Below are 24639 nucleotides of genomic sequence, written 5' to 3'. Positions count from 1 at the left end.
TCCTAGGCCTCTCTCTGGCCATCGAGCAGGCGGCGCAGCCGCAAAGGGTTGCTGTGCCGGAGTGCGGACGGCAGCAGGCCGTCGGGGAAGTCCTGGTAGCAGACCGGCCGCAGGAAACGCAGGATTGCGGCGGTGCCGACCGATGTCGTGCGTGCATCCGACGTGGCCGGGAACGGACCGCCGTGGACCATCGCATCGCAGACTTCGACGCCGGTTGGCCAGCCATTGACCAGCAAGCGGCCAGCCTTGCGCTCCAACGTGGGCAGCAATGCCCGGGCTTGCTCCAGATCGGCCTCGTCCAGATGCAGGGTCGCGGTCAACTGGCCTTCCAGGTGTTCGGCAACCTCGCGGACCTGCTCATCGTCGGCACACTGCACGATCAACGACGCAGCGCCAAATACCTCGCCCTGCAGGGCCGAATCGGCAAGGAACGCCTCTGCCCGGGTCACGAACAGGCGAGCCTGGCATTGGTTGGGGCCTTCGCCCGGCAGACCGGTCGCCGCTGTTTGCGCTTGGCCGTGCTCGGCCAGCTTGGCAACGCCGGCGGCGAAGGCCTGGAAGATCCCCGGGGTGAGCATGGTCTGCGCCGGGCTACGCCCGACGTGCTCGCTAGCCGCGACGATAAAGCGATCCAGTGCCGGGCCCTGACGGGCAATCACCAGGCCGGGGTTGGTGCAGAACTGACCTGCGCCCTGGGTCAGTGAGGCGACGAAGCCTTGTGCCAGCGCCTCGCTGCGTGCCTGCAGGGCTGCGGGGAAGAGGAACACCGGATTGATCGAACTCATTTCGGCGTACACCGGGATTGGCTCGGGGCGCGCTTGCGCGGCATTGCACAAGGCGACTCCGCCGCTGCGCGACCCGGTGAAACCTACCGCCTTGATACGCCTGTCGCTGACCAGGGCGATGCCCACTTCGCGACCGGAGCCATACAGCAGCGAAAACACGCCTTGCGGCAGCGCGCATTTTTCCACGGCGCGGGCGACGGCCCGACCTACCAGCTCGCTGGTGCCAGGGTGGGCACTGTGGGCCTTGACCACCACAGGGCAGCCGGCCGCCAAGGCCGAAGCGGTGTCGCCACCGGCCACCGAGAAGGCCAGGGGGAAATTGCTGGCGCCGAACACGGCCACCGGGCCGAGCGGCACCTGGCGCTGGCGCAGGTCCGGGCGCGCAATGGGATTGCGCTCCGGCAGAGCCGTATCGATCCGCGCATCGAGCCATCCACCGGCACGCACGGTGCGGGCGAAGAGTCGCAGTTGCTGGCAGGTGCGACCCCGTTCGCCCTGAATGCGCGGGCGCGGCAGGCCGGTCTCGGCCATGGCCCGTTCGACCAGCGCATCGCCAAGGCTTTCGATCTCGTCGGCAATGGATTCGAGGAAATCGGCGCGTGCCGCCAGTGGCGTTTCGCGATAGGTGTCGAAGGCTGCCCAGGCCAGGGCACACGCCTGGTCCACATGCTCGCCTGTGCCGCCCGGATAGGGCGGGTCGAGCGGTATGTCAGTGGCCGGGTCGATAGCCCGGATCGCTTCCCGGCTGCCAGTCACGCTGTGCCGGCCTATGAGCATGTTGCCTGTCAGGGTCATGGTGCTTCCTGGAGAATTGAGTGGGTCCGTCTGCGGAACAGCGATGTTCCGCAGGGGCGCGATTAGCAGCGGGTCGTCAGGCGACGTTCTGCTCGGCTGACCAGTTGGCGTACCACTGGCGGAACAGCGCGTACTGGTTCTCGGCATAGCGACGCTGGGCATCGCTGAGCGCATCGCTCTCGTTGAAGTGCAGGGTGTACTCCGTGTCGCCGTTGAGCACCATCAGGTGTTTGTAATAGAGCACCAGGTCGCAGCCTTCGTCGAAGGAGGAGAGCACCGCCAGCGCGGACTCCAGCTCCCGTGCCAGTCGGCGCGCCCTGGCATCGCCCTTGGCTGCCTGCTTGCTCAGCGCCACCAGGTGCAGCACTTCGCGGGGCAGGGCATTGCCGATACCGGTGATGGCGCCCGTGGCGTTGCAATTGACGAAACCGTGGACCACCTGGGTATCGACACCGACCATGAGGGTGACCTCATCGTCCTTGGAGGTGATGTTCTCGGCCGCGTAGCGCAGGTCGGCGGCGCCACCGAACTCCTTGAAGCCGATCAGGTTCGGGTAGTCGCGGCGCAGTTCGAAGAACAGGTCGGCGCGGGTGGCGAAGCCGTAGTAAGGGCTGTTGTAGATCACCGCCGGCAGGCCCGGAGCCGCCTTGAGGATGGCGGCGAAGTGTGCCTTCTGCGCAGCAGGGGAGGCACCGCGGGAGAGAACGCGAGGGATCACCATCAACCCGTGGGCGCCAACCTTGGCGGCGTGTGCAGCGTGGGAGACCGCCTCGCGGGTGTTGACCGCACCGGTGCCGACGATGGTCGGGATGCCAGCGGCCACCAGGCGCGCCACGCCTTCCTGGCGTTCGGCTTCGGTGAGCAACGGCCAGTCGCCCATGGACCCGCAATACACCACGGCACTCATGCCGATATCGATCAGCTCGCGGCCCTTGGCCACCAGGGCGTCGTAATCCGGCTTGCGTACGGCGGTGCAGGGGGTCATCAGGGCGGGGATGCAGCCGGTGAAGATGTTGTCGCTCATTGTTTTAACTCCTTGAAGCAGTCATGCAGGTGTTTGGGGGAAGAGAGGGTCGAAGTGGTATCCGGCGCGATGGCTCAGATACCCCATGCGAAGGGGTCCTGTTCATCGATCAGCAGGGTGCTGTCGGCGGTCATGTAGGCGCGGCCGGTTATGAAGGGGCGGATGCGTTCGCCATCCCATTCGTAGCGGCCTTCGAACTGGCTTCCGGTGATGCTCGCCTGAATCCAGGATTGGCCTGCGGCGAGCTTTCCATCGGCCGCCAGGCACGCCAGCTTGGCGCTGGTGCCGGTCCCGCAGGGCGAGCGGTCGTAGGCCTTGCCCGGACACATGACGAAGTTGCGGCTGTCGGCCTCGTCGTCATCGGCGAACAGCTCGACATGGTCGATCAGGGCGCCGTCTGCGCCGTGGATGCCCTGGGCCTGCAAGGCCTTGAGCATCGACCAGGTGAACTCGGTCAGGACCTCGACGTTGTCGAGGTGCAAGCTCTGGCCATGTTCTGAAACCAGGAAAAACCAGTTGCCGCCCCAGGCGATGTCGCCGAATACGAGGCCGTGGCCAGGGACCTCGACCGGAACCTGCTGGCGGTAGCGGTAGGCCGGCACGTTGCCGACGGTCACTGCGCCGTCTTCATGCAGGGTGGCGCTGACCTGGCCGACCGGGGTATCGATCTTGTGCACGCCGGGGCCGATCAGCCCCAGGTGGTGCAATGAGGCGACCAGGCCGATGGTGCCGTGGCCGCACATGTTGAGGTAGCCGGCGTTGTTGAAGAAAATCACGCCGCACGTGGCATCCGGGGACACCGGTTCGCAGTACAGCGCACCTACCAGCACGTCGTTTCCGCGTGGTTCCAGCAGGCAGGCGCGGCGCCATTGGTCATGCTGCTGGCGCAGCGCATCACGCTTCTCGGCCATGCTGGTGCCGGTCAGTTCGGGGAACCCCTTCATCACCAGGCGAGTGGGTTCGCCGCCGGTGTGGGAATCGATGATGTGTACGCGTTTCATATTCCTGTCCCTTGAGAAAGCACGGAGGCGACGTCAGGAGGACGCCTGGGGATGAGTGCCGATGGGGTAACGGGCAGAAGTGGCGTCGACGCCTGCTTCGCTTTCATCGTCGCCGGTCAGACGCACCAGATGAGCGGGCAGGCCGGTTACGGCGCCCCAGTAGTAGATGCCCATGGCGCATGCCGCCACGACCAGGGTGTCGAACGGATGGCCGAGCACACCCAGGCCACCGAAACTGCCGAGCCCGGAGAGCACGATGGTGATGGCGTAGAAACCGATCAGCCACGCCGATGACCGCACTTGCTGGCGCAGGTCGATGTGTTGGGTCGGCACGAAGCGGCCGCACAGCAGGTACACCACGAACATCAGGATCTGCAGGCCGAGCAGCCAGGACACGGTGCTCCAGCCCGACCAGTAGACGATCAGGGCGGCGATGATGAACGACAGCGGGCCAAGCAGGCTCATGGCCTTGACGCGGAACGGGCGTGGCATGCCGGGTGCATTGCGGCGCAAGGCGGCCACGGTGACCGGTGCGACGGCGTAGCTCAGTACCAGCGCGGCGGAGACCACGTTGATCAGGGCTTCCCAGGACGGGAAAGGCAGGGTCCAGAACACCGACAGGGCGAAGGTCAGCCACAGTGCCGGGCGCGGGATGCCGGACTTCTCGTCGATGCGGGTGAAGACCTTGAAGAAGGTGCCGGTTTGCGCCCAGCCATAGACGACCCGAGGCGTAGCATTCATGTAGATGTTGCCGCAGCCGCTGGGGGAGATCACCGCATCGGCGACCACCAGATAGGCCAGCCAACCCACGCCCAGCGCCAGGGCGATATCACGATAGGGCAGGGCGAGTTCCTTGGAGACGCCGCCCCAACCGTTGACCAGCATTTCGGTGGGCACGCCGCCGAGGAAAGCCACTTGCAGCAACACATAGATGGCGGTGGAGAGCAGCACCGACAGGATCAGCGCAATCGGAATGGTCCGTTGCGGGTTCTTCACTTCGCTGGCCACCGAGATGATCGGCGTGAGCCCGAGGTACGCGAAGATGATGCCGCCAGCGGATACCGCCATCTCGATGCCGGAAAGGCCGAAGGGCGCGAAGCCCTGGGTCTCGAAGTTCTCCGGTTTGAAGAAGCTGAACAGCACGCCGATGACCAGCAGCGGCACGATGAACTTGAACACGCTCACCAGGTTATTGGCCTTGGCGAAGGTCTTCACGCTGCGGTAGTTGAGCATGAAGAAGAGGCAGAGCAGGCCGAACTGCACGAGCCAGCCGATGACCGTGGGATCGCTGGAGCCAGCCTTGGTCAGCTCGGGGAACCAGGCGGCAGCGTATTGGCGAGAGGCGACCACTTCGATCGCCACCAGGCTCGAGAAGGCGATCAGGGTGATGAAGCCCATCAGGTAGCCGAGCAAGGGACCGTGGGAGTACACCGGGTAGCGCACCACGCCGCCGGCACGCGGTAACGCGGCCCCCAGTTCGCAGTAGACGATACCCAGCAACAGCACGGCGAAGCCGCCCAGCAACCAGGAAAAGATGCCTGCAGGACCTGCGATGGATGAAACGTGACTGGCCGCGAACAGCCAGCCCGAGCCGAAGATGGCCCCCAGGCCGATGAAGGTAAGGTCTATCAATGAAAGTTGTTTCTTGAACTTGCCTGACATGGCGTCGCCTTCTTGTGAGTTGTTGGATAGGCAAAGGTGGTGTCACTGGAAGTTGCGATCGGCAGTGCGCCAGGAATGGGTCGTTGGTGACCGTTTCCTGTTGTTTTCTGGCTGCACGCGATGGCCATAGAGTGGACCGGTCGATGCCCCTGCGCTTGATGGTTTTCTTCAGATCGAATGACGAAATCAGCACAATTAAATAATTGCCGTGGCACTCGCAGTGCTGCATCCGAGCCTGCTCGACAGGCTGTGTGCCTTGCGTCAATCTGCCCGCCACGTCCTGGCCGGTCGGCCTTTGAGGGGGAAGAGTCATGACCCAGAACGCGCTTGCGATGCTGTGCCAGGGAGCAGATCAGCAGCGTCCCGAAACCATGGAGCAACTGTTGGCGGGTGTGGCCCTGCTGTTGCCCATGCTGGACGTGATTCCGAATGCCGCGATCTTCATCAAGGACGATCAGGCCCGCTACGTAATGGCCAATCGCACACTGGTGCAGCGGTGCGGCCTGAAGCAGTTGCAACCGCTACTGGGCAAGACCAGCGCCGAGGTTTTTCCCGCGCAGCTGGGGCCCGGTTACACCGAACAGGATCGACGGGTCCTGGAACATGGCCACGTGTTGGAAGACCAGTTGGAACTGCATCTGTACGGGAGCCGCGAACCGGGTTGGTGCCTGACGCACAAACGACCGCTGTACAGCCGCAGTGGTGAAATCATCGGTCTGGTGGGCATCTCGGTGGACCTGCAGTCGGCCAGTGATACGCACCCGGCCTACCAGCGCCTCGCTGCCGTGGACGAATACATCCGCACGCATTTCCATCAACCCATCACCTTGGGCGAGTTGACGCGCATTGCCGGCATTTCCGTGGCTCAGCTGGAGCGCTACTGCAAACGGGTGTTCCACCTGACACCGCGGCAGCTGATCCACAAGGTGCGGCTGGAGCACGCGCATCGGCTATTGCACACCGACCTGCCGATTACCGAGGTTGCCCTGCAATGCGGCTACACCGACCACAGTGCATTCAGCCGGCAGTTCAAGATGCTGACCGGGTTTACCCCGCGACAGTACCGACAGGCGACTGGCATCGAGTGGTGAGGTCGCGGATATCGGTCCTCCCCGATTGTTTGCTCGATACCTGCCCGGACCCCACATGAGTTCGCTGGCTGGCATTGCGGTTTGCTCGATAGGCGGTAGCGCTAGCCGGTAGTCCCTTGACTCAGGTCCATGAACGGCCCGACTTGCGTTGTCTGGTGATCTCGCATCCGCCAGAATCTGCTTTTTCCCGTCCTGTCAGAGGTTCGCAAGCATGCGCAAATCATTATCCGCACTAGCACTCAGCATCCTGGCGTCGCAGTACGTAGTCGCCGGCGAAACCACTAATACAGCAATCGGCGGTGGCGTCGGTGGGGCTTTGGGCAGCGTCGTTGGCCAGGCGGTCGGCGGCAGCACTGGCGCTGCGATTGGAGCCGGCCTGGGCGGTGCGGCGGGCGGCGCGGTGAGCGCGAAAGATGGCAAGAAGACAGAAGCGGCGATTGGCGGTGGCCTTGGCGCGGCTGGCGGCCAGGTGATCGGCAACAGCGTAGGTGGCTCCACCGGTGGTGCAATCGGCGCCGGCCTGGGCGGGGCGGCCGGTAGTGCTATCGGCAACAATCTGGCCGATGACGACGACCACCACGACCACTACGACAACCGCAAGGCCAGCCACAAACATAAACACAAGCACAAACACAACGACTGATCCCCGCTGTCGTTGCACGAAAGCCCGCCTCTCTGGCGGGCTTTCGCGTTTCATTGCCCGGATGATTCACCTTCAGCCCTGAGGTGCCTGCAGTCAGGCCAGCCTGGCTTCAGAGCTTGTCAGCATCGATGACAGCCTTGGCGAACGCCTGCGGATCTTCCTGTGGCAGGTTGTGGCCGATGCCGCCGGTGATCAGCCGGTACTCATATTTGCCGGTGAAGCGCTTGGCGTAGTCCTCGGCTTTCGGATGCGGTGCGCCGTTGGCGTCACCTTCGAGCGTAATGGTCGGCACGCTGATGGATGGCGTAGTGGCCAGCTTCTGCTCCAGGGCCTGGTACTGACTCTCGCCCGGCTCCAGGCCCAGGCGCCAGCGATAGTTGTAGATGGTGATGTCGGCGTGGTCAGGGTTGTTGAGAGCGGCTGCGCTGCGATCGAATGTGGCGTCATCGAACGCCCATTTCGGAGAGGCCAGTTGCCAGATCAACTTGGCGAAGTCGTGGGTGTTCTGTTTGTAGCCCTCACGGCCGCGGTCGGTGGCGAAGTAGAACTGGTACCACCACTGCAATTCAGCCTTGGGTGGCAACGGCTTTTTGCCGGCAGCCTGGTTGCCAATCAGATAGCCGCTGACCGACACCAGCGCTTTGACGCGCTCTGGCCAGAGCGCGGAGACGATGCCAGCCGAGCGCGCGCCCCAATCGTAACCGCCGAGTACGGCCTGTTTGATCTTGAGCGCGTCCATGAAATCGATCACGTCACTGGCCAGTGCGGCGGGTTGCCCATTGCGAAGGGTTTTCCCGGAGAGGAAATGTGTGTCGCCGAAGCCTCGTGCGTAGGGCATCAGCACCCGATAGCCCTTGGCGGCCAGCAATGGTGCGACCTCGTCATAGCTGTGGATGTCGTATGGCCAGCCGTGCAGCAGGATGACCACCGCCCCGTCAGCCGGGCCGACTTCGGCATAGGCCACGTTCAGCAGCCCGGCCTTCACATGTTTCAGCGGGCCGAGCGGGGAGGGGGCTACCTGGTGAGTACGCGCCCCGGTCGCGGCGGGCGCCATGCTGGCGGTGGTTTGCGCGTGGGCTGCGCCGAGTTGCAAGAGCGCCAAAGCGAGGATCGAGGCGCTGACGAGGTGACGGCGATTCTTGTCGGACGCGTTGTTCCGCTGTGCCATCGACATGGTGATGTCTCCGTTGCTGGCGATTGGTTGAGGGCCGGGTAGTCCCCTTCGGGCCACGCAAACAGTTGAATGCCACGGCGTATCTGGCCTGTGTCGAATCTACGGCCGGACTGGTAGGCGTGTATCCCGACCTCCTTCAGAGACACTTTGATACACGGCAACTCGACAGGACGACGCCCGGCCTGCCGCGCAATCGCTGCATCTGGCCGGCATCTTCTTCAATCCGCGAACAGCTCGAACATCAGTTGCCTGATCCAGCGATTCGCGGGGTCACGGTGGTACTTCGCGTGCCAGAACAGGTTGATGTCGATCTCCGGCAACTCGACCGGGTGGGGCAGGGCGACCAGGCCAAAGGGTTCGACGCAGGAGTCGGCAAAGCGCTCGGGCACGGTGGCGAGCAGGTCGGTGCGCTGGAGGATATGACCGACGGCGACGAAGTGCGGCACTTCCAGGCGTATATCCCGCTCTATGCCCAGGCGTGCCATGTGGGCGTCCACCTCACCGTGGCCGGTGGTGGCGGCGATCACCCGTACATGACCGTAGCGACTGAACCGCTCCAGGGTCAGCGGTTCGCGGGTGGCCGGGTGGTCCTTGCGGCACATGCACACGTAGCGATGCTGGAACAGGCGGCGTTTGTAGAAACCCGCCTGCAGGTGTGGCAGCAGCCCCACGGCGAGGTCGACGGTTCCGTTCTGCAGCGCCTCGATCAGCGTGACCGAGGTATTGCGCACGGTGCTGATTCGGCATTTGGGCGCCAGCCGGGCCAGCGCGTCCATCAGGCGCGGGGTGAAGTAGATTTCGCCGATGTCGGTCATGGCGAGGGTGAAGGTGCGCTCGCTAGCCAAGGGATCGAAGTTGTCCTGCCGGCTCAGGGCATCTCGCAGGGTGTGTATGGCCAGTGACACGGGCTCTGCCAGTTGGTCCGCGTAGGGCGTGGGCTCCATGCCCTGGTAGGTGCGCACGAACAGGTCGTCCTGCAGGGTGGTGCGCAGTCGCTTGAGCGCGTTGCTGACGGCCGGCTGGGTCAGCCCCAGGTTGTCGGCGGCCGTGGATACGCGCCGGTCGATGAGCAATTGGTTGAAGACCACCAGCAGGTTCAGGTCCAGATCGCGCAGGTCCATGGGGCGTCCCGTGAAGTGGAGGGTTCGATAGGAATATTCATAGCTGAAATAGTCTGTATGCGAGTTGGTGCATTTATCAATATTTCTCGGGTCGCCATGATGGTTCCACTCCAACAACAACACCATCATGGGTACGAACATGAGCAAGAAGCCTGCTTTGCGCGTCGGCATCATCGGCGGCGGTATCTCCGGCGTCGCCCTGGCACTGGACCTTTGCCGTCACTCCCATCTCGACGTCCAGCTCTTCGAGTCCGCCCCTGCCTTCGGTGAAGTGGGCGCCGGCGTCTCCTTTGGCGCCAACGCAGTCCGGGCCATCGCCGGTCTTGGGCTCGCGGAGCCATACGGGCAACTGGCCGACCGTACCCCTGAGCCCTGGCAGGACGTGTGGTTCGAATGGCGCCGCAGCAGCGATGCCGGCTACATCGGCGCCAGTGTGGCGCCGGGCGTGGGGCAGTCCTCGGTGCACCGGGCAGACTTCCTGGATGTGCTGGCCAGCCGCTTGCCCGAAGGCGTGGCGCGTTTCAGGAAGCGCGCCGTCGGCGTGGAGCAACAGGGCAATGAGGCACGGGTGCTGTTCACCGATGGCAGTGAGTACCGGGGCGATCTGCTGATTGCCGCAGACGGTATCAAGTCCGCCATGCGCAGCCATGTGCTGGAGGGGATCGGCGCCGCGCCGGTCGCTCCGCGATTCACTGGCACCTGCGCCTATCGCGGCCTGATTGATAGTCAGCGCCTGCGCGAGGCCTATCGCGCTGCCGGGGTCGACGAGCATCTGGTGGATGTACCGCAGATGTATCTCGGCCTCGACGGCCACATCCTCACCTTCCCGGTGAAGCAGGGCCGCATCATCAATGTGGTGGCGTTCGTTTCCGACCGCAGCAAGCCCAACCCCGAATGGCCCGAGGATGCCTCCTGGGTGCGCGAGGCCAGCCAGCGCGAAATGCTCGAAGCATTCGAAGGTTGGGGCGATGCCGCGCGCATCCTGCTCGAATGCATTCCGGCGCCCAGCCATTGGGCGCTGCATGACCTGGCCGAACTGCCCGGCTACGTGCACGGCCGCGTGGCGCTGATCGGTGATGCCGCGCACGCCATGCTGCCGCACCAGGGGGCCGGGGCAGGGCAAGGACTTGAAGATGCCTACTTCCTGGCGCGCCTGCTGGGTGATCCGAACGTGAGTCAGGGCAACCTGGACGGATTGCTGGCGGCCTACGACGCGTTGCGCCGGCCGCGTGCGTGTCGCGTGCAGCGCACTTCCTGGGAGGCGGGCGAGTTGTACGAGCTGCGCGACCCGGTCGTCGGTGACGACGAGCAGGCCCTGGGACCGACCCTGGCCAGTCGCTTCGACTGGCTGTGGAACCATGACCTGGACGCAGACGTCGCCCAGGCCCGCGCCCGACTGGGCTGGGAGGCCGTCAGCCGCTGCGCCTGATTCCGCCTCGTCCTACCGGGGCGGGCCTGCAGGCCGCTCCGGCTCTATAACAACGACAAGAAGAGCCATGCCATGCGTACCATCGACGTTTCCGCCCTGCTCGACGGGGCTCGCTTCAATGCCTTTCACGCACGCGTGCTGTTCTGGTGCGCGCTGATCATCATTTTCGACGGCTATGACCTGGTCATCTACGGCGTGGTGCTACCCGCGCTCATGCAGACCTGGAACCTGACTGCGCTCCAGGCCGGCCTGCTCGGCAGCTGCGCGCTGGTCGGGATGATGTTCGGCGCGCTGTTCTTCGGCCCGCTGTCCGACCGCATCGGACGCCGCAAGACCATCATGACCTGTGTGGTCCTGTTCAGTGGCTTCACCGTGGTCAACGGCTTCGCCCGCACCCCTGAGGAGTTCGCCATCTGCCGCTTCATAGCGGGGCTCGGCATCGGCGGCGTCATGCCGAATGTCGTCGCGCTGATGAACGAATACGCGCCGAAGAAGATTCGCAGCACCCTGGTGGCGGTCATGTTCAGTGGCTATTCGGTAGGGGGCATGCTGTCCGCCGGCCTGGGCATGGTGCTGATACCGCACTGGGGTTGGCAGGCGGTGTTCTTCGTCGCCGTTGTGCCCTTGCTGGTATTGCCGTTGCTGGTGCGCCAGCTGCCCGAATCGATCAACTTCCTGGTTCGCCAGGGCAAGGTCGGAATGGCCAGTGAGCTACTGGAAAAGGCCGCCCCGGAATACCGGCCCGGCGCTGGTGATCAACTTGCACTGGCCAAGGGGCAGGCTGGCAAGGCCGCCATTGGCCAGCTCTTCCACGATGGGCGCTCGCTGAGCACCCTGATGCTCTGGGTGGCGTTCTTCTGCTGCCTGCTGATGGTCTACGCCCTGAGCTCCTGGCTGCCGAAACTGATGAATGCTGCCGGCTACGGGCTCAACTCCAGTCTTGCGTTCCTTCTGGTGCTGAACTTCGGGGCCATCTTCGGTGCCATTGGCGGCGGTTGGCTCGGGGACCGGATCGGTCTCGGTCGGGTGTTGTTCGCCTTCTTCACTCTCGGCGCGCTGTCCCTCAGCCTGTTGGCGCTGAAATCCCCGCTGCCGGTGCTGTACCTGCTGATCGGCATGGCTGGTGCCTGCACCATCGGCACGCAAATCCTCGCCAACGCCTGCGCGGTGCAGTTCTATCCGGCGCATATCCGTTCCACCGGACTTGGCTGGGCCATGGGTATCGGCCGCATCGGCGCGATCATCGGCCCGCTGCTGGGCGGTGCGCTGCATGCCGCGCAACTGCCGATTCAGGCGAGCTTCCTGGCCTTCGCCCTGCCGGGCCTGATCGGTGCCGCCGCTATCCTGGTGTTTCTCTGGCACCGTCCTGGCAATGGAGCGCTGGTCAGCGATGCGGTCGACAAGCCGCTGGAGTCCGTCTCCGGTTGAGCAAGTAACGCCGAGACCGCCCCGGATACTGCCGGGGCGGGATTCGTCTGAAGTGAACTACTGGGTGCATGTCTGGACTCGCCCGTCCCTGACCGTAGTGAGCGGGATTGGGACTCGCCGCCCCAATCCCGCCCGTTACATCGTCAGCCGCGCGGCAATGGCGGGGTGCGCGGGGGGATCAGACGCTTCGAGCCGGTCGATTCGAATGCCGAGGCGAAGCGCAGCAGGGCCGAGTCATCGTATGCGCGACCCGCGAAGGTCAGCCCGATGGGCATGCCGATGTCCGGCATCACGCCCATCGGCACGGTGACCGTGGGAACGCCCAGATGGCGGATGGCGAGATTGCCGTTGGCAACCCAGATGCCATTGCTCCAGGCGATATCCGCGGACTGCGGATTCACATCGGCATCCGCCGGGCCAACGTCGGCCACCGTCGGAAAGAGCACCGCGTCCAGGCCCAACTGGTCCATCCAGTCTTCAAGGTCCATTCGACGCGTCTTTTCGAGACCGCGCAGACCATCCGGAAGGGTGGGAATCTGGTCCCACTGCTTGATGCCGCGTTCGGCCATGCGCACGTATTCGTCCATGCCGGCGGCCAGGTCGCCTTCACGATTCGGCAGGGTGCCCGGGTCATGGGGGAAGATCTGCGGTCCGTCAACGTCGACGAGGCGGTTCAGCTTGGGATCGCCGTTGGCGCGCAGGAAGTCATCGAAGCCCCAGGCCGACAGGTCCCAGAGCTCGTCATGCAGGAACTCCTTGGATACCACACCGCGGTTGAACACAGTCGGCGCGCCGGGGCGATCGCCCTCGCAGTTGGACACCAGTGGGAAATCGACCTCGACCACTTCGGCCCCGGCCGCTTCGAGTGCCTTGCGCGCCTCTTCCCAGAGACCGATGACGGAAGGGCGGGTATTGATTCGTTGCCCCGTCGGGCCGCCAATACCCGGTGCTTCGCTGGTGCCGGCTTCCAGATCCTTGTTGATGAACATGCGTGGAACGCCGAAGCGTTTGCCCGCCAGGGCCTCGGGCGTGGCAGCGAGATCAAGGTAGGACGCGGGGCGCACCGAAGCGACGCTGGGGATCGGCACCCACGGCTGCAGGCGCCACAGGTCGCCACGTTTGTCCGGGTCCTCGGCTACGACCACATCCAGTACTTCCAGCAGGTCGGCCATGGTCCTTGCGTACGGCACCACGACGTCCATGGTCGGCGTCAACGGCCAGTTGCCGCGTACCGAGATCACCCCGCGCGAAGGCGTGTAGGCGCACAGGCCGTTGTTGGACGCCGGCCCGCGCCCGCTCGACCAGGTTTCCTCGGCCAGGCCGAATGCCGAGTAACTGGCTGCGGTCGCGGAGCCCGCACCATTGGACGAGCCCGAGGCGAACGGCGCGGTGAGGTAGTTCGCGTTGTATGGACTCTCCGCACGACCGTAGACGCCGCGCTGCATGCCACCGTTGGCCATGGGCGGCATGTTGGTCTTGCCCAGACAGATGGCACCGGCGGCGCGAAGCCGTTCGATGGTGAACGCATCGCGATAGGCGATCAGGTCCTTGAAAGCCGGGCTGCCGGATGCCGCGGTCAGCCCTTTCACCAGGTAGCTGTCCTTGGCCGTATAGGGAATGCCATCCAGTGGTCCGAGCGTTTCGCCTCGCGCGCGGCGCGCATCGGATGCTTCGGCTTCCTTGAGCGCCTCGGGGTTGCGAACCACGACTGCGTTCAGAGCGGTTGGGGTGTCGGGACCATCGTAGGCATCGATCCTGGCGAGATAGGCCTGGACCAGCTCGACAGCTGTCGTGCGGCCGGACTCGAGCGCGGCGCGCAGTTGGGCAATGGAAACCTCGGTTACCTCGATCATGCTGTCACCGCCGGTGGTTGTTGGGTTATGCATTGAATCTCTCCATCACGCTGAACGCGGGGTCCAGGAACATCAACTTGCTAGAACCAGTACTCATTTCGGCCCTCGTTTCAGCGCAACACGGCTCAGGGCTCGGCTGAAACCAGGGCCAGGGTATTCAGCGCACTATTTTGCACCAAGCGCGATGTGGATGAGTCGCTGACATGCATCGACTGCCGATGGCAAGCATCCCGGCCGCCAGGGTTGCGCATGCGTGTGGAGGCGGCCCGTCTTCAGGTCGAAGACGGGCGGCACGCCCCGGGAGTTTCGCCGAAGCGCACGCAAGGCTGAACCATCGCGATCAGCGATCAGTGCTGGCAGAAGCGGGCCCGGTTGCCGAAACGACCAGGCATTTGCAGGTTGAACGAGGCCCAATAGGGAACTTGCCAAGGAACACCGCTTGGCGGCTCCACCGCATGGGCCGGGATAATCGGTTGTAATGAAAGAGCCGGGAATCCTGGCCAGAGGAGGGCATGTCATGCCTATTAGTCGATTTTCTGTGTGGGTGGTTGCGATGTTCCTGACGGTTTCGGCAGGTGCGTCCTGGGCCACTGAGCAGGCCGAACAACGCCGGGCCGCACGCGAAGTGCGGCAGGAAACACGGCAGGACTCACGCCAGATCAAGCAGGACTGCCGCGCCGCTGACCAGCAGTACAACGCACAGTGTCGGCAGGACAAGCGCCAGACCAAGCAGCAGGGGCGGGAGAGGGCAAGGGACATCAAGTACTGAGCACGCTTTGCAGACCTGGCTTTGTGTAGGAGCGAGCGTGCTCGCGAAAGTCGAGCTCGGCAGGTTCGCGAGCAAGCTCGCTCCTACATGCCACGCTCCGAGCACAATGGGTGCTTGGAGGACTCAGTTCTCCGCCATCGACCGTTCGTGGACGTACTGCTTGAACTGTTCGGCCGGAAGAGGGCGGGAGAACAGGTTGCCCTGGTAGGTGTGACAACCGTGGCTGACGAGGAAGGCGCGTTGGGCCTCGGTTTCCACGCCTTCGGCAATCACCGAGAGCCCGAGGATCTGGCTCAAACTCACGATGGCGCAGGCGATGGCTGCGTCATTGGGGTCGACCAGCACGTCGCGGATGAACGACTTGTCGATCTTCAGCTGGTCCAGCGGCAGGCTCTTCAGGTAGGAGAGCGACGAGTAGCCGGTGCCGAAATCGTCCAGTGACAGGCCAATACCGATCTCCTTCAGTTCGATCATCTTGGCGACGGTATTTTCCATGTCTTCCACCAGCAGCCCCTCGGTCAGCTCGAGCTTGAGCCTCCTCGGGTCGGCACCCGTGTAGCGCAGCACGGTCAGTACCTCTTCCACGAAGTCGGGGTGGTGGAACTGGCGGGCGCTGACGTTCACCGCGACGACCAGTCGGGCGGTTTCCGGGTGCTTGGCCCAGGTCGTCAGTTGAGCGCACGCGGTTTGCAGTGCCCAGCGACCGAGCGGCAGGATGAGTCCGGTTTCCTCCGCCAGCGGGATGAAATCGGCCGGCAACACATTGCCGCGTTCGGGGTGCTGCCAGCGCATGAGTGCCTCTGCACCCACGATGCGGCCCTGGCTGTTCACCTGAGGCTGGAAGTGCAGCGATAGTTCCTTGCTTTGCAGGCCTTGTCTCAGGTCGGACTCCAGTCTGGCGCGGGCAGTGGCGACGGCCTGCATCTCCGGGTCGAAGAAACGCATGGTGTTGCGTCCGGCGGCCTTGGCGCGATACATCGCGAGGTCCGCGCGCTTCATGATGTCGTCGACGGTATTGAGCTGCCCTTGGAATAGGGCGATGCCCAGGCTGGGCGTGCTGTGGTGTTCGTAGCCGTCCAGCGGGTAGGACAGGTTCAGCGAGCTGAGGATCTTCTCGCAGATGGTCTTGGCCTGGATGGCGGCATCCGGGGGGTTCTCGCTGAGTCCTTCCAGCAGGACCACGAACTCGTCGCCGCCAAGGCGGGCGACGGTATCGCTTTCGCGAATGCAGGCGGACAGACGATGGGCGACCTGTTGCAGCAGCATGTCGCCCCGGTCGTGCCCCAGGGTGTCGTTGAGGGCCTTGAAGTTGTCCAGGTCGATCAGGATGACTGCGCTCGTGTGCTGGCTGCGGGCGCTGCTGGCCAGCGCGTGCTGCAGGCGATCCAGCATGAGTCGCCGGTTGGCCAGGCCAGTGAGTTGGTCGTAGAAGGCCAGGCGCTTGACCTCTTGCTCCGCGGCTTTGCGGTGGGAGATGTCGGTGTTGATCGACAGCACGGACTGCGGCAGGCCGTTGTCGTCGCGTACCAGGGTGCGGTGGCTCTCGAAGTTGATGGTGCTGCCATCCCTGCGTCGCAACGTTACCTCTCCCGACCAGTCGCCCAGTTCGATCAGGCTATGGGTGGCCGTGTCGATGGGGGCATGGCTAGGGTAAATGAGCCCCTGGGCCGACATGCCAAGCGCCTCGTCCCTGGTCAGTCCGTAAAGTCGCTCGGCGCTCCTGTTCCAGTAGAGGATGCGGTGATCCATGTCGTGTACGACGATGGCGTCCTGGGCCTTGTCCAGCAGCGATGCCTGCTGGCGGAACTGCCGTTCACTCTCGCGCAGTACGCTCAGGTAGCCTTCGCGCTCTGCAGCGTGGGACTCCATTTCACGTCGGATACGGCGCCCGTAGAAGACGGCTGCGGTAACCATCAGCAGCACGAAGACCATGATGGCGTATTCGATCCGGCGCAGTTCCTCGACCGATTCCAGTTCCTCCTCCAGGAGCTTGCTTTGGATCAGGCCGACGCGTTCGCGCACGGCGGCAAGGGAGGCGAGCAACTTGGCGTACTTGCGGTCCATGGTCGCCATGCGCTTGCCGGCTTCGTCCGACTTGCCTTCACGGAAGAACGAGAAGATGAGCGTGGCCTCTTTCACCATTTCGACCATGGCCGAGTCGACCTCTGCCACTTCACCCTTCAGGGCGAGCGTGAAAGCCTGGATGTCCGCGCTGTGTTCGGCCTGATTGGCGATTCGCACTTCCAATTGCTGCTTGGCGTTCGCCAGATGCTCGTCGAAGGCACGCAAGGCGGCAGTCATGTTCTGCGATTCGGCTTCGACATCATGGGTGTCGAACACGTTGTTGCCCGGCGCGTTCACTTCCGAGGCCAGGCTTCCAAGGGTCGAATAAGCGGAAAGCTGCTGGACCCAGGACTGGTTGGCCTTGATGGAGCGGTGGTAGGTATCGACGATCAGGTGGTTCAGGAGAACGCTCAGCACCACGACCAGCACGTCGAAGCCCGCAAGGAAGAAGTACATGCGGTGCCAGCGGGTCGTGGGTTGATTGTTCGAGTGGGCAGATATGACTTGGTTGGCAGCGCTTTCGCTCTCGAACGAATCCATTTCACGATCTCCAACCAACGTCCCTATGTATGGACCTGATAAGCGCCGTTCAAAAAGCAAGACATCCTGTTCGTTCAACCCCGGCACCGGATCCCCCGGAACTGGCGCCAGATATCGATTTCCATTCGGCATGGTGACACTCAAAGCATAGCCATGGATTTGCCATTATTTCGCGGGCCGACTGCTGGTCCGCAGGTGGCGACGGGCTGTCGTGATGAGCGCGGCGATCCCAGCGGCCGTATCCATGGTTAGGCTCTTTTCCGCGCGATCACCGTGCAGCCCGGCAGGCTCAGACGCTGCGGTTCGCCATCAGCGGGAAATCGCGCTGAGTGGGTGGGCACTCCAGGACGGGGCCCTCCGACTTTGTGCAGGCACCGGGGCTGGGCAATAAGAAGTGCCCGGTCGTTAGATTGAATATTCACTAGGGTTATTTGCTAATTCCTGAAACGCATATCCATTGCGCCGATAAAGCCGCTATCGATTCATGCCTGTTCGTGATCGCGGGCAATTCGCTGTGATCACGAAAGCAGCCACTGCAATCCATGGCGAAAACGCCGGCCGGGCATGTCCGGCCGACGCTGCCTCGTCACCTTGTCCGACAGATTCGCACCCCTAGAATCGGCCCCATTCCGGTTACACATTCCATCCTTTGAGGGAGCGCCACCATGATGAATGCCATGCAGATGCAAATGCCGATGTCCGCCAACACCATGATGCCGATGATGGGCATGCCCATGATGATGGCCACCATGCAGTGCGACATGCAGGACGACGGCATGATGTGCAAGATGATGCCGGCCATGGGCATGGACATGACGATGTTCCGCAACAGCGCGGAAATGATGGCGATGATGATGAACTGCGGCATGCCGATGATGATGCACTGCGGCAACATGTCGATGATGTGCATGTCCCAGGCCGGCATGGCCATGATGCCGATGCTGAACATGATGCCGATGATGGGGATGGGCATGCCCATGCCGTCCATGAAGTGCATGATGGAGTGCTCGACGCAGGGCGACGCCATGATGTGCAAGATGATGCCGATGCAGGGCATGAACATGGAAATGTTCAAGAACTGCTGCGCCCTGATGATGAAAATGACAGAGTGCGGCATGCCCATGATGATGAGCTGCAACGGCATGCCGATGATGTGCTGCACCTGCTGATTGGCAGGATGTGAAAAAGCCCGGCCGGGAATCCCGCCGGGCTTTTTTTGTGCCTGCTTGTCAGGTCTTGGCGCGACGCAGGGCAGTCGTAGGGCGGGCATCGCTCTTCATGTCCACCATCGTGGTTCGGCATGGCACTGATGGTGGATCGGTGAAGCGTGATCCACCCTTGTGGGGGTGTGTGGGGAAGAAGGGCGGCTCAGTCGAGCCGCTCGGCGTAGGTGGTAACCAGGTAGGCCACCGCTTCGCTGTTGGAGGGGTTGCGGTAGGCGTGGGGTTGGTCGGCGTAGAACAGGATCGAATCGCCGGTGGCGAGCAGGAAGCGTTCCTCGTTCACGCTGATCTCCAGCACGCCCTGGGCGACGACCAGGTTTTCCTGGGTGCCGGGGGCATGGCCGGGAGAGTCCTCGGTGGCCAGTCCCGCAAGGCGCAACTCATAGAATTCCACCTGGCGCGAACAATCGAAGGGAAACAGCGCGCGGCTGACGAAGCTGCCGTCGCTGCTCACCAGGCGCTTGCTCTGGCGTGCCGGTAGTACGGCGACGCCGTCGAATGCGCGGTCATCCAGGAATGCGGCCACAGAGACCTTCAGACCCTGGGCAATCTTGCACAGCACCTTGATCGAGGGAACGCTGCGCCCGGATTCGATTTGCGCCAGCATGGCGCGGCTCACGCCGGAAACGCGGGCCAGACCGTCCAGCGAGAGGTTGCGCTTGGCGCGCAGGCGCAACAGGTTGCTGGCGACGCGCTGGCTGATTGGGTCGTCCACGGCAGTGGCCGAGAGCAACACCTGGTCAACGGCGTCGAGAGGTAGCGAATGACCCATGACTCACGCCTCGCGAATGCCATTTTCCCTCTGTTGCTGGATGAGCTGGAAAGCCCCGTAACCAGCCCGGCATGCGTACATCGTCCACATCAGCTCGGCCATGCGGCGCGCTTGACGGCGCGTGCGATAGCGGGCGAGGTCGATGACGTTGTCGGTGCGGTCCATGATGCAGCTCCTTGGGGAGTCCTGAGGGTTACGGGAGCAAGACTAGCTTTTGTCTTCTTAGATCAATAAATACTTAATTATTATTTGGTAATTCGTTTTGGATATTTAAAGGCGAACACTCGTTTGGCGCGTGCGGCGCCCCAGGGGCTGTGACTGCTTGATCCGAAAAGAAGAAGCCAGGGCGTGGGCCCTGGCTTCCAGTCGTTTCAGTGAATCGTGGTTTCGACGAGTCAGAAGTGAGTCACCTCGACGATGACGCCTGCACTGAAGGGGCCGATTTGGGGCCGGTTTTCCCGCCAGAGCAGGTCGGCCCGGAAGGGAACCCTGACGACTTCCCGATAGGAGCCGCTGTGCAGGCTGAACCATTTGTTGAGGGGGGCGGTGGTTCTGTGATCGGGCCTTACCAGGGAGATGCCGACCGAGGGGTTGTCGTCGGGAACGAGCATGCCGGCGGCATCGGTGGCGGTGACCGGTGTGAATTTGGCTTCACTGGAAAATATGTCCTTGCTGCACGTCCTGGATATTTCAAGGTTGAAGTCGACGGCGCTGGCGACCTTGCCCCGTTGTGCGTCCCGGGCGTGGACCATGGGGAAGGTGATGTGATCGGGAACGAGGCTGAGTGTGGGAGTACAGGCAGAAGAGCGCACAAGCTGCAAGTTGTAGATAGTAGGAATGAACAACTGTCTGGCTGACAGGGAAGTATCACGGTCAACAGTGAATACAGTGTATGTCCCCACTTGGGTGGCCATGCCCGACGGCGGAAAGACGCCTCGCTTGAGCACGACAAGGCTGAAATCGAGGGTGAAATTGGCATGTCGCCCACACATCCCCGGTTTTCCATCGATTCCGCACACCATTTCTGTTTGAACGCCGGTAGGGATCTTCTCTCCCGTGCGCGTGTATATCTTTCCGCCAAAACGCATACCTACTTCAATGCCGCCATCGATTTTGTGGCTTTTCGGATTCACATAGATGGAAATGGGGATCTGGTCGCCGAGGCCCCCAGGGTCAAAGGCGTCCGCCCGACAGGACACTTTTCGGCTGAGTGGTTCGGATTCCCAGACGATGGTTCCATCCTCCAGGTCGGCGCCTACGGCCAGTCCGCGGGGCAGCGTAAAACTTCCACCGTTTCCCTGACAAAGCATTGCGAGGCTGGTTGAAGGGTGAAGGAGTATCAACAGTAGCGTTGGAAGAATGAGTTTGCTGATGTAGCGCATGGGCCGGTTGTCCTGAATCCATTTCTCGATCATCGATGGCCGCACGCGAACACATGAGGGCGAACGGCCGTGAGTAACGCCAGATTTCCGGGGCATCACTTTCTGTGTTACGGGAAATGAGGACAAGGCGAGGACGTGTGCGCTGTCTGTGCAAATTGTCCGAACACACTGTAGGCAGTCGGGCAGCCTTTAATTGGCCTTGAGCGTCGAAGCGCCTGGCGAGGCGAAGTGGAAAAGGCTCGACCTGTTGCGGGCCAAGCCTATGGGACTGGATGGAACCGGGGCGCCGGAGGGAGCGGTGGCGCCAGCCGGGGGTCAGATCTCGACCTGGGTGCCCAGTTCGATCACTCGGTTCACGGGCAGCTGGAAGTAGCGCAGGCTGCTGTTGGCGTTCTTGTGCAGGAAGGCGAACAACCCTTCCCGCCAGAGCGACATGCCCAGGCCCTTGGTGGGAATCACCGTCTCGCGGCTGAGGAAGTAGGTCGTGCGCATGGGCGTGAAATCCAGGCCTTCCAGGCGACAGGTGCTCAGCGCTTCCGGGACGTTGGGCTCTTCCATGAAGCCGAAATGCAGCAGCACCCGGTAGAAGCCGCCGTCGTAGCGGGTGACTTCGAAGCGTTGACCATCCTCGATACGCGGCGTGTCGCGAGTCACGACGGTCAGCAGCACCACTTGCTGATGCAGGACCTGGTTATGCAGCAGGTTGTGCAGCAGTGCATGGGGCACGGCGTCGGGGCTGGCACTGAGGAACACTGCAGTACCTTCGACGCGGTGCGGCGGCTGCAGGCAGATGCTGTCGATGAAGCCACGCAGGGGCAGGGCGGTTTCGTCGAGGCGCTCGATGAGGATGCGCTTGCCGCTTTTCCAGGTGGTCATCAGGAGGAAGAGGATCACCCCGGCGATCACCGGGAAGGCGCCGCCCTGGAAGATCTTCGGCACGTTGGCGCTGAAGAACAGCGAGTCGACGATCAGGAAACCCAGTAGCAAAGGCACTGCCAGCCAGCGTGGCACGCGCCAGAGCAGCAGCATCACCGCCGAAACCAGCAGGGTGTCGATCAGCATGGTAGTGGTCACGGCCACGCCATAGGCTGCCGCGAGGGCGCCGGATGAGCCGAAGCCGATCACCAGCAACACCACGCAGGTCATCAGCGCCCAGTTCACCACGCCGATATAGATCTGTCCCTGCGCTGCGCTCGAGGTGTGCTGGATCTGCATGCGTGGGATGTAGCCGAGCTGGATGGCTTGCTGGCTCAGCGAGAAGGCGCCGGAGATCACGGCCTGAGAAGCGATGACGGTGGCCAGGGTGGCGAGGCCGATCATGGGCAGCAGCGCCCATTCGGGGGCCAGCAGGTAGAAGGGGTTGCGGGCGGCCGCCGGGTTGGCGAGCAACAGGGCGCCCTGGCCGAAGTAATTCAGCACCAGGCCGGGCAGCACCAGGCTGAACCAGGCGCGGGCAATCGGCTTGCGGCCGAAATGCCCCATGTCGGCGTACAGGGCTTCGGCGCCGGTCAGGGCCAGTACCACCGCACCGAGGATGGTCACGCCAATGCCGGGATGGGCCAGGAAGAAGTTCAAGGCCCACCAGGGATTCATCGCCTGGAGCACTTCGGGGTGTTGGACGATGCCGTAGACGCCCAGTACGCCCAGCACTACGAACCAGACCACCATTACCGGGCCGAAGAGAATGCCGATGCGGGCCGTACCGTGCTTCTGGATCAGGAACAGGCCAATCAGCAGTACAACGGTCACCGGCACCACCCAATGGCTCAGGCCCGGCAGGGCGACATCCAGACCTTCGACTGCGGATAACACGGAGATGGCCGGGGTGATCATGCTGTCGCCGTAGAACAGTGCCGTACCGAACAGGCCCAGCAGCACCAGCAATTTGCTCAGTCTCGGGTAGGCCGCCGTGGCGCGGCGGGCCAGTGCGGTCAGGGCCATCACGCCGCCTTCGCCGCCATTGTCGGCGCGCAACATGAACATCACGTACTTCAGCGACACCACCCAGAGCAGCGACCAGAGTACGAGGGACAGGATGCCGTACACCCCCTCGGGATTGACCTGTACGCCGTAATGGCCGGCGAATACTTCTTTCAGGGTGTACAGCGGGCTGGTGCCGATGTCGCCGTAGACCACACCGGCTGCGGCCACGAGCAGGCCGAACGAGGAATGAGGGCGAGCATGGGTGTGCTGCTCCAGGACGTTGGAACTCATGGAATCACTCCTGGGGGCTCGGTGCGGAGGGCGTCGGGGTCACGGCGTTGGTGCGGATCGGGTATGGCGGCGAACTGCCAAAAAGGGGCGGCAAGTATCCGTTGTGGGCGCAGCCGGCGGCGTAAAAAATGCGTAAAAAAGTCAGCGCCCGACCGGCTGGCGCCCGTCACTTGTGAGTGATCCCGGGGCTTATATGCTGAATGCTGTAGTCGGTCGAATGATGCGGAGGTGTGCGATGAGCGTTAATGCACTGGGTCTGATCGTCATCGGTTGCCTGTTCTTCGGCTGCATCGGCATGGTGCTGTGGGGCAACCGTCCTCTGGTCAAGGATTGGTTCGATCACCACCACTGGCACTGGCCACGGTTCCACTGATGCGGCGAATCAGCCCCTCTTTGGAGGGGCTGTGCTTTTGGGGGACGCGTCGCTCAGGGGAAGCTCAAAAAGGACCGCCACGGTGCCAAGGCGCAAACAGGCACTTCATCCCGTGACGGCCAAGCTCAAGAACGATGAGCAGCTTTAAAATGCATCGTTTTTGCATCTGGCGGTGTGCCATTAGCGCCGGCCATTTGACCGTACAGGCCGAAAGCAGCGCCCGGATTCCGATGGTCCGTGTTTGCCGGGCATACGGCGCACCCCAATGTGACGCTCCGGGCGAAGGTCAGTGACCTTCGCCCTGCTCGACGGGTACTGCCGCACTAATCCAGTGGGCTGACTCCAGGCGATTTCGGCCGCGTTGCTTTGCCTTGTAGAGCAACCGGTCGACGGCCTGGATGAAGGGCAGGGGCTGCTCATCGTGGCGGGGCACCACGGTGCCGACCCCCAGGCTGATGGTGAGCAGTGAGGCGATGCTGGATTTCTCGTGGGGTATGCACTGCTCGCGGATCAGCTTGCGGCAGCGCTCGGCCACCTGGCGAGCGGCGGGTTCATCGGTACCCGGGAGGATCAGCACGAACTCTTCTCCGCCGAAGCGGGCGACGAAGTCACGAGGGCGGATGGCAGCGTTCATCAGCGCACGGCCGACGCTCTTCAGGCAGTCATCGCCCTGGATATGGCCATAGTGGTCGTTGTACTGCTTGAAGTAGTCGATATCGAGGAGGATCAGCGACAACGGCTCGCCGGTGCGTTGGGCACTTGCCCACTCCACGTCGAGCATCGAATCGAACATGCGCCGGTTGGCCACGCCAGTAAGGCCATCCTTGTAGGAATACTCTTCGAGCTGCTTCTGCAGGTCGATCAGCTGTTGCTCTGCCTTCTTCCGCTCGCTGATGTCGAACATGAAGCCGATCAGTGCTTCCACTTCACCGTCGGCGTCGCGCATGACATGCACCACGTCGCGAATCCATACGTAGTCGCCAGTGGTCGTCAGCGCGCGGTAGTCAGCCTCGTGATCGGTGCCGGCCTGGGACTGTGAAACGCAGAAGGCGACGACCGCATCACGGTCGTCCGGGTGCATGCGTTCGGCCCAGTCATTGACCGAGACCCAACTCGACTGGCTCCAGCCCAACAGCGCTTCGATCTGCGGGCCGATGTAGGCGAAGGTCATGGTCTTCCAGTCGATCTTCCAGGGGATCGCCCGGGTGGACTCCAGCAAGGCCTTGTAGACCTCCTGGGTGGTGGATTCGATGTCGTCGCTCATGGCTGCCCCCGTACTGGCCGACTCGGTTGGCG

The 24639-nt window shown here is 63.1% G+C and carries 20 protein-coding genes; 7 read left to right on the top strand and 13 right to left on the bottom strand.

Annotation, left to right across the window (positions count from 1 at the left end; all coding sequences use genetic code 11):
- Nucleotides 1-2: 2 nt before the first annotated feature.
- The 4 genes from E8E75_RS17450 to E8E75_RS17435 all read right to left on the bottom strand — a co-directional run bounded on the left by E8E75_RS17450 (nucleotide 3) and on the right by E8E75_RS17435 (nucleotide 5267).
- Nucleotides 3-1580 carry an aldehyde dehydrogenase (NADP(+)) gene (locus tag E8E75_RS17450; RefSeq protein WP_280359477.1) on the bottom strand — a complete coding sequence of 526 codons (1578 nt, stop codon included), beginning with the start codon at nucleotides 1578-1580 and terminating at the stop codon, nucleotides 3-5.
- Nucleotides 1581-1656: 76 nt separating this feature from the next.
- Nucleotides 1657-2604 carry a dihydrodipicolinate synthase family protein gene (locus E8E75_RS17445; RefSeq protein ID WP_280359476.1) on the bottom strand — a complete coding sequence of 316 codons (948 nt, stop codon included), beginning with the start codon at nucleotides 2602-2604 and terminating at the stop codon, nucleotides 1657-1659.
- Between the two features lie 74 nt (nucleotides 2605-2678).
- Complete coding sequence (locus E8E75_RS17440; protein ID WP_280359475.1) at nucleotides 2679-3605, bottom strand: 4-hydroxyproline epimerase; 927 nt, start codon at nucleotides 3603-3605, stop codon at nucleotides 2679-2681.
- Nucleotides 3606-3638: 33 nt separating this feature from the next.
- The gene (locus E8E75_RS17435) at nucleotides 3639-5267 is read right to left on the bottom strand and encodes an APC family permease (RefSeq protein WP_280359474.1); all 1629 of its coding nucleotides are present in this window, start codon (nucleotides 5265-5267) and stop codon (nucleotides 3639-3641) included.
- A 311-nt stretch (nucleotides 5268-5578) separates the two neighbouring features.
- On the opposite strand from E8E75_RS17435, the gene E8E75_RS17430 reads away from it, so the two are divergent.
- Nucleotides 5579-6358: an AraC family transcriptional regulator gene (locus E8E75_RS17430; protein ID WP_280359473.1), complete on the top strand. Its 780-nt coding sequence runs from the start codon at nucleotides 5579-5581 to the stop codon at nucleotides 6356-6358.
- A 211-nt stretch (nucleotides 6359-6569) separates the two neighbouring features.
- Nucleotides 6570-7001: a glycine zipper domain-containing protein gene (locus E8E75_RS17425; protein WP_120650893.1), complete on the top strand. Its 432-nt coding sequence runs from the start codon at nucleotides 6570-6572 to the stop codon at nucleotides 6999-7001.
- Nucleotides 7002-7110: 109 nt separating this feature from the next.
- On the opposite strand, the gene E8E75_RS17420 is transcribed toward E8E75_RS17425, so the two are convergent.
- Both E8E75_RS17420 and E8E75_RS17415 read right to left on the bottom strand, forming a co-directional pair.
- Nucleotides 7111-8175 carry an alpha/beta hydrolase gene (locus tag E8E75_RS17420; RefSeq protein WP_120650894.1) on the bottom strand — a complete coding sequence of 355 codons (1065 nt, stop codon included), beginning with the start codon at nucleotides 8173-8175 and terminating at the stop codon, nucleotides 7111-7113.
- A 218-nt stretch (nucleotides 8176-8393) separates the two neighbouring features.
- The gene (locus tag E8E75_RS17415; RefSeq protein ID WP_153921933.1) at nucleotides 8394-9296 is read right to left on the bottom strand and encodes a LysR family transcriptional regulator; all 903 of its coding nucleotides are present in this window, start codon (nucleotides 9294-9296) and stop codon (nucleotides 8394-8396) included.
- Nucleotides 9297-9435: 139 nt separating this feature from the next.
- On the opposite strand from E8E75_RS17415, the gene salA reads away from it, so the two are divergent.
- Both salA and E8E75_RS17405 read left to right on the top strand, forming a co-directional pair.
- Nucleotides 9436-10725 (top strand): salicylate 1-monooxygenase, encoded by a 1290-nt coding sequence (gene salA / locus E8E75_RS17410; RefSeq protein ID WP_256660948.1) that lies wholly within the window; start codon nucleotides 9436-9438, stop codon nucleotides 10723-10725.
- Between the two features lie 72 nt (nucleotides 10726-10797).
- Complete coding sequence (locus tag E8E75_RS17405; RefSeq protein ID WP_280359472.1) at nucleotides 10798-12153, top strand: aromatic acid/H+ symport family MFS transporter; 1356 nt, start codon at nucleotides 10798-10800, stop codon at nucleotides 12151-12153.
- Between the two features lie 143 nt (nucleotides 12154-12296).
- On the opposite strand, the gene E8E75_RS17400 is transcribed toward E8E75_RS17405, so the two are convergent.
- A complete protein-coding gene (locus tag E8E75_RS17400) occupies nucleotides 12297-14006 on the bottom strand; it encodes an amidase (RefSeq protein ID WP_280359612.1) in 1710 nt (569 codons plus the stop codon).
- A 517-nt stretch (nucleotides 14007-14523) separates the two neighbouring features.
- Between E8E75_RS17400 and E8E75_RS17395 the strand changes: the two genes are divergently transcribed.
- Nucleotides 14524-14775, top strand: coding sequence for a hypothetical protein (locus E8E75_RS17395; RefSeq protein ID WP_153921942.1), 252 nt, complete (start codon nucleotides 14524-14526; stop codon nucleotides 14773-14775).
- Nucleotides 14776-14898: 123 nt separating this feature from the next.
- On the opposite strand, the gene E8E75_RS17390 is transcribed toward E8E75_RS17395, so the two are convergent.
- On the bottom strand, nucleotides 14899-17379 hold the full coding sequence (locus tag E8E75_RS17390) for an EAL domain-containing protein (RefSeq protein WP_120650899.1): 2481 nt from the start codon (nucleotides 17377-17379) through the stop codon (nucleotides 14899-14901).
- A gap of 665 nt (nucleotides 17380-18044) precedes the next feature.
- Between E8E75_RS17390 and E8E75_RS17385 the strand changes: the two genes are divergently transcribed.
- Nucleotides 18045-18548, top strand: a complete 504-nt coding sequence (locus E8E75_RS17385; protein WP_280359471.1) for a hypothetical protein — start codon at nucleotides 18045-18047, stop codon at nucleotides 18546-18548.
- 199 nt (nucleotides 18549-18747) lie between these two features.
- Here E8E75_RS17385 and E8E75_RS17380 read toward each other — a convergent pair whose 3' ends face one another.
- From E8E75_RS17380 to E8E75_RS17365, 4 genes are all read right to left on the bottom strand, one after another.
- Entirely contained in the window at nucleotides 18748-19374 is a 627-nt protein-coding gene (locus E8E75_RS17380) for an XRE family transcriptional regulator (RefSeq protein ID WP_120650901.1), read from the bottom strand.
- Nucleotides 19375-19377: 3 nt separating this feature from the next.
- Nucleotides 19378-19539 carry a hypothetical protein gene (locus E8E75_RS17375; RefSeq protein ID WP_162945807.1) on the bottom strand — a complete coding sequence of 54 codons (162 nt, stop codon included), beginning with the start codon at nucleotides 19537-19539 and terminating at the stop codon, nucleotides 19378-19380.
- A 230-nt stretch (nucleotides 19540-19769) separates the two neighbouring features.
- On the bottom strand, nucleotides 19770-20756 hold the full coding sequence (locus E8E75_RS17370; RefSeq protein WP_162945808.1) for a fimbrial protein: 987 nt from the start codon (nucleotides 20754-20756) through the stop codon (nucleotides 19770-19772).
- 315 nt (nucleotides 20757-21071) lie between these two features.
- Nucleotides 21072-22970 (bottom strand): potassium transporter Kup, encoded by a 1899-nt coding sequence (locus E8E75_RS17365; protein WP_280359470.1) that lies wholly within the window; start codon nucleotides 22968-22970, stop codon nucleotides 21072-21074.
- A gap of 235 nt (nucleotides 22971-23205) precedes the next feature.
- Here E8E75_RS17365 and E8E75_RS17360 point away from each other — a divergent pair, with 235 nt between their 5' ends.
- Nucleotides 23206-23343 carry a hypothetical protein gene (locus E8E75_RS17360; protein WP_153921951.1) on the top strand — a complete coding sequence of 46 codons (138 nt, stop codon included), beginning with the start codon at nucleotides 23206-23208 and terminating at the stop codon, nucleotides 23341-23343.
- A 286-nt stretch (nucleotides 23344-23629) separates the two neighbouring features.
- Here E8E75_RS17360 and E8E75_RS17355 read toward each other — a convergent pair whose 3' ends face one another.
- The gene (locus tag E8E75_RS17355; protein WP_120650904.1) at nucleotides 23630-24607 is read right to left on the bottom strand and encodes a sensor domain-containing diguanylate cyclase; all 978 of its coding nucleotides are present in this window, start codon (nucleotides 24605-24607) and stop codon (nucleotides 23630-23632) included.
- Between the last annotated feature and the right edge of the window lie 32 nt (nucleotides 24608-24639).

This window comes from Pseudomonas sp. BN606 (genome assembly GCF_029873115.1).
Lineage (GTDB): Bacteria > Pseudomonadota > Gammaproteobacteria > Pseudomonadales > Pseudomonadaceae > Metapseudomonas.
This window is presented reverse-complemented; position numbering and strand designations above follow the sequence as displayed.

What these genes read in the sequence shown, in the direction of transcription:
- E8E75_RS17450 (WP_280359477.1), bottom strand. Translation starts at nt 1,580, where the DNA reads ATGACCCTGACAGGCAACATGCTCATAGGCCGGCACAGCGTGACTGGC.
- E8E75_RS17445 (WP_280359476.1), bottom strand. Translation starts at nt 2,604, where the DNA reads ATGAGCGACAACATCTTCACCGGCTGCATCCCCGCCCTGATGACCCCC.
- E8E75_RS17440 (WP_280359475.1), bottom strand. Translation starts at nt 3,605, where the DNA reads ATGAAACGCGTACACATCATCGATTCCCACACCGGCGGCGAACCCACT.
- E8E75_RS17435 (WP_280359474.1), bottom strand. Translation starts at nt 5,267, where the DNA reads ATGTCAGGCAAGTTCAAGAAACAACTTTCATTGATAGACCTTACCTTC.
- E8E75_RS17430 (WP_280359473.1), top strand. Translation starts at nt 5,579, where the DNA reads ATGACCCAGAACGCGCTTGCGATGCTGTGCCAGGGAGCAGATCAGCAG.
- E8E75_RS17425 (WP_120650893.1), top strand. Translation starts at nt 6,570, where the DNA reads ATGCGCAAATCATTATCCGCACTAGCACTCAGCATCCTGGCGTCGCAG.
- E8E75_RS17420 (WP_120650894.1), bottom strand. Translation starts at nt 8,175, where the DNA reads ATGTCGATGGCACAGCGGAACAACGCGTCCGACAAGAATCGCCGTCAC.
- E8E75_RS17415 (WP_153921933.1), bottom strand. Translation starts at nt 9,296, where the DNA reads ATGGACCTGCGCGATCTGGACCTGAACCTGCTGGTGGTCTTCAACCAA.
- salA (WP_256660948.1), top strand. Translation starts at nt 9,436, where the DNA reads ATGAGCAAGAAGCCTGCTTTGCGCGTCGGCATCATCGGCGGCGGTATC.
- E8E75_RS17405 (WP_280359472.1), top strand. Translation starts at nt 10,798, where the DNA reads ATGCGTACCATCGACGTTTCCGCCCTGCTCGACGGGGCTCGCTTCAAT.
- E8E75_RS17400 (WP_280359612.1), bottom strand. Translation starts at nt 14,006, where the DNA reads ATGATCGAGGTAACCGAGGTTTCCATTGCCCAACTGCGCGCCGCGCTC.
- E8E75_RS17395 (WP_153921942.1), top strand. Translation starts at nt 14,524, where the DNA reads ATGCCTATTAGTCGATTTTCTGTGTGGGTGGTTGCGATGTTCCTGACG.
- E8E75_RS17390 (WP_120650899.1), bottom strand. Translation starts at nt 17,379, where the DNA reads ATGGATTCGTTCGAGAGCGAAAGCGCTGCCAACCAAGTCATATCTGCC.
- E8E75_RS17385 (WP_280359471.1), top strand. Translation starts at nt 18,045, where the DNA reads ATGATGAATGCCATGCAGATGCAAATGCCGATGTCCGCCAACACCATG.
- E8E75_RS17380 (WP_120650901.1), bottom strand. Translation starts at nt 19,374, where the DNA reads ATGGGTCATTCGCTACCTCTCGACGCCGTTGACCAGGTGTTGCTCTCG.
- E8E75_RS17375 (WP_162945807.1), bottom strand. Translation starts at nt 19,539, where the DNA reads ATGGACCGCACCGACAACGTCATCGACCTCGCCCGCTATCGCACGCGC.
- E8E75_RS17370 (WP_162945808.1), bottom strand. Translation starts at nt 20,756, where the DNA reads ATGCGCTACATCAGCAAACTCATTCTTCCAACGCTACTGTTGATACTC.
- E8E75_RS17365 (WP_280359470.1), bottom strand. Translation starts at nt 22,970, where the DNA reads ATGAGTTCCAACGTCCTGGAGCAGCACACCCATGCTCGCCCTCATTCC.
- E8E75_RS17360 (WP_153921951.1), top strand. Translation starts at nt 23,206, where the DNA reads ATGAGCGTTAATGCACTGGGTCTGATCGTCATCGGTTGCCTGTTCTTC.
- E8E75_RS17355 (WP_120650904.1), bottom strand. Translation starts at nt 24,607, where the DNA reads ATGAGCGACGACATCGAATCCACCACCCAGGAGGTCTACAAGGCCTTG.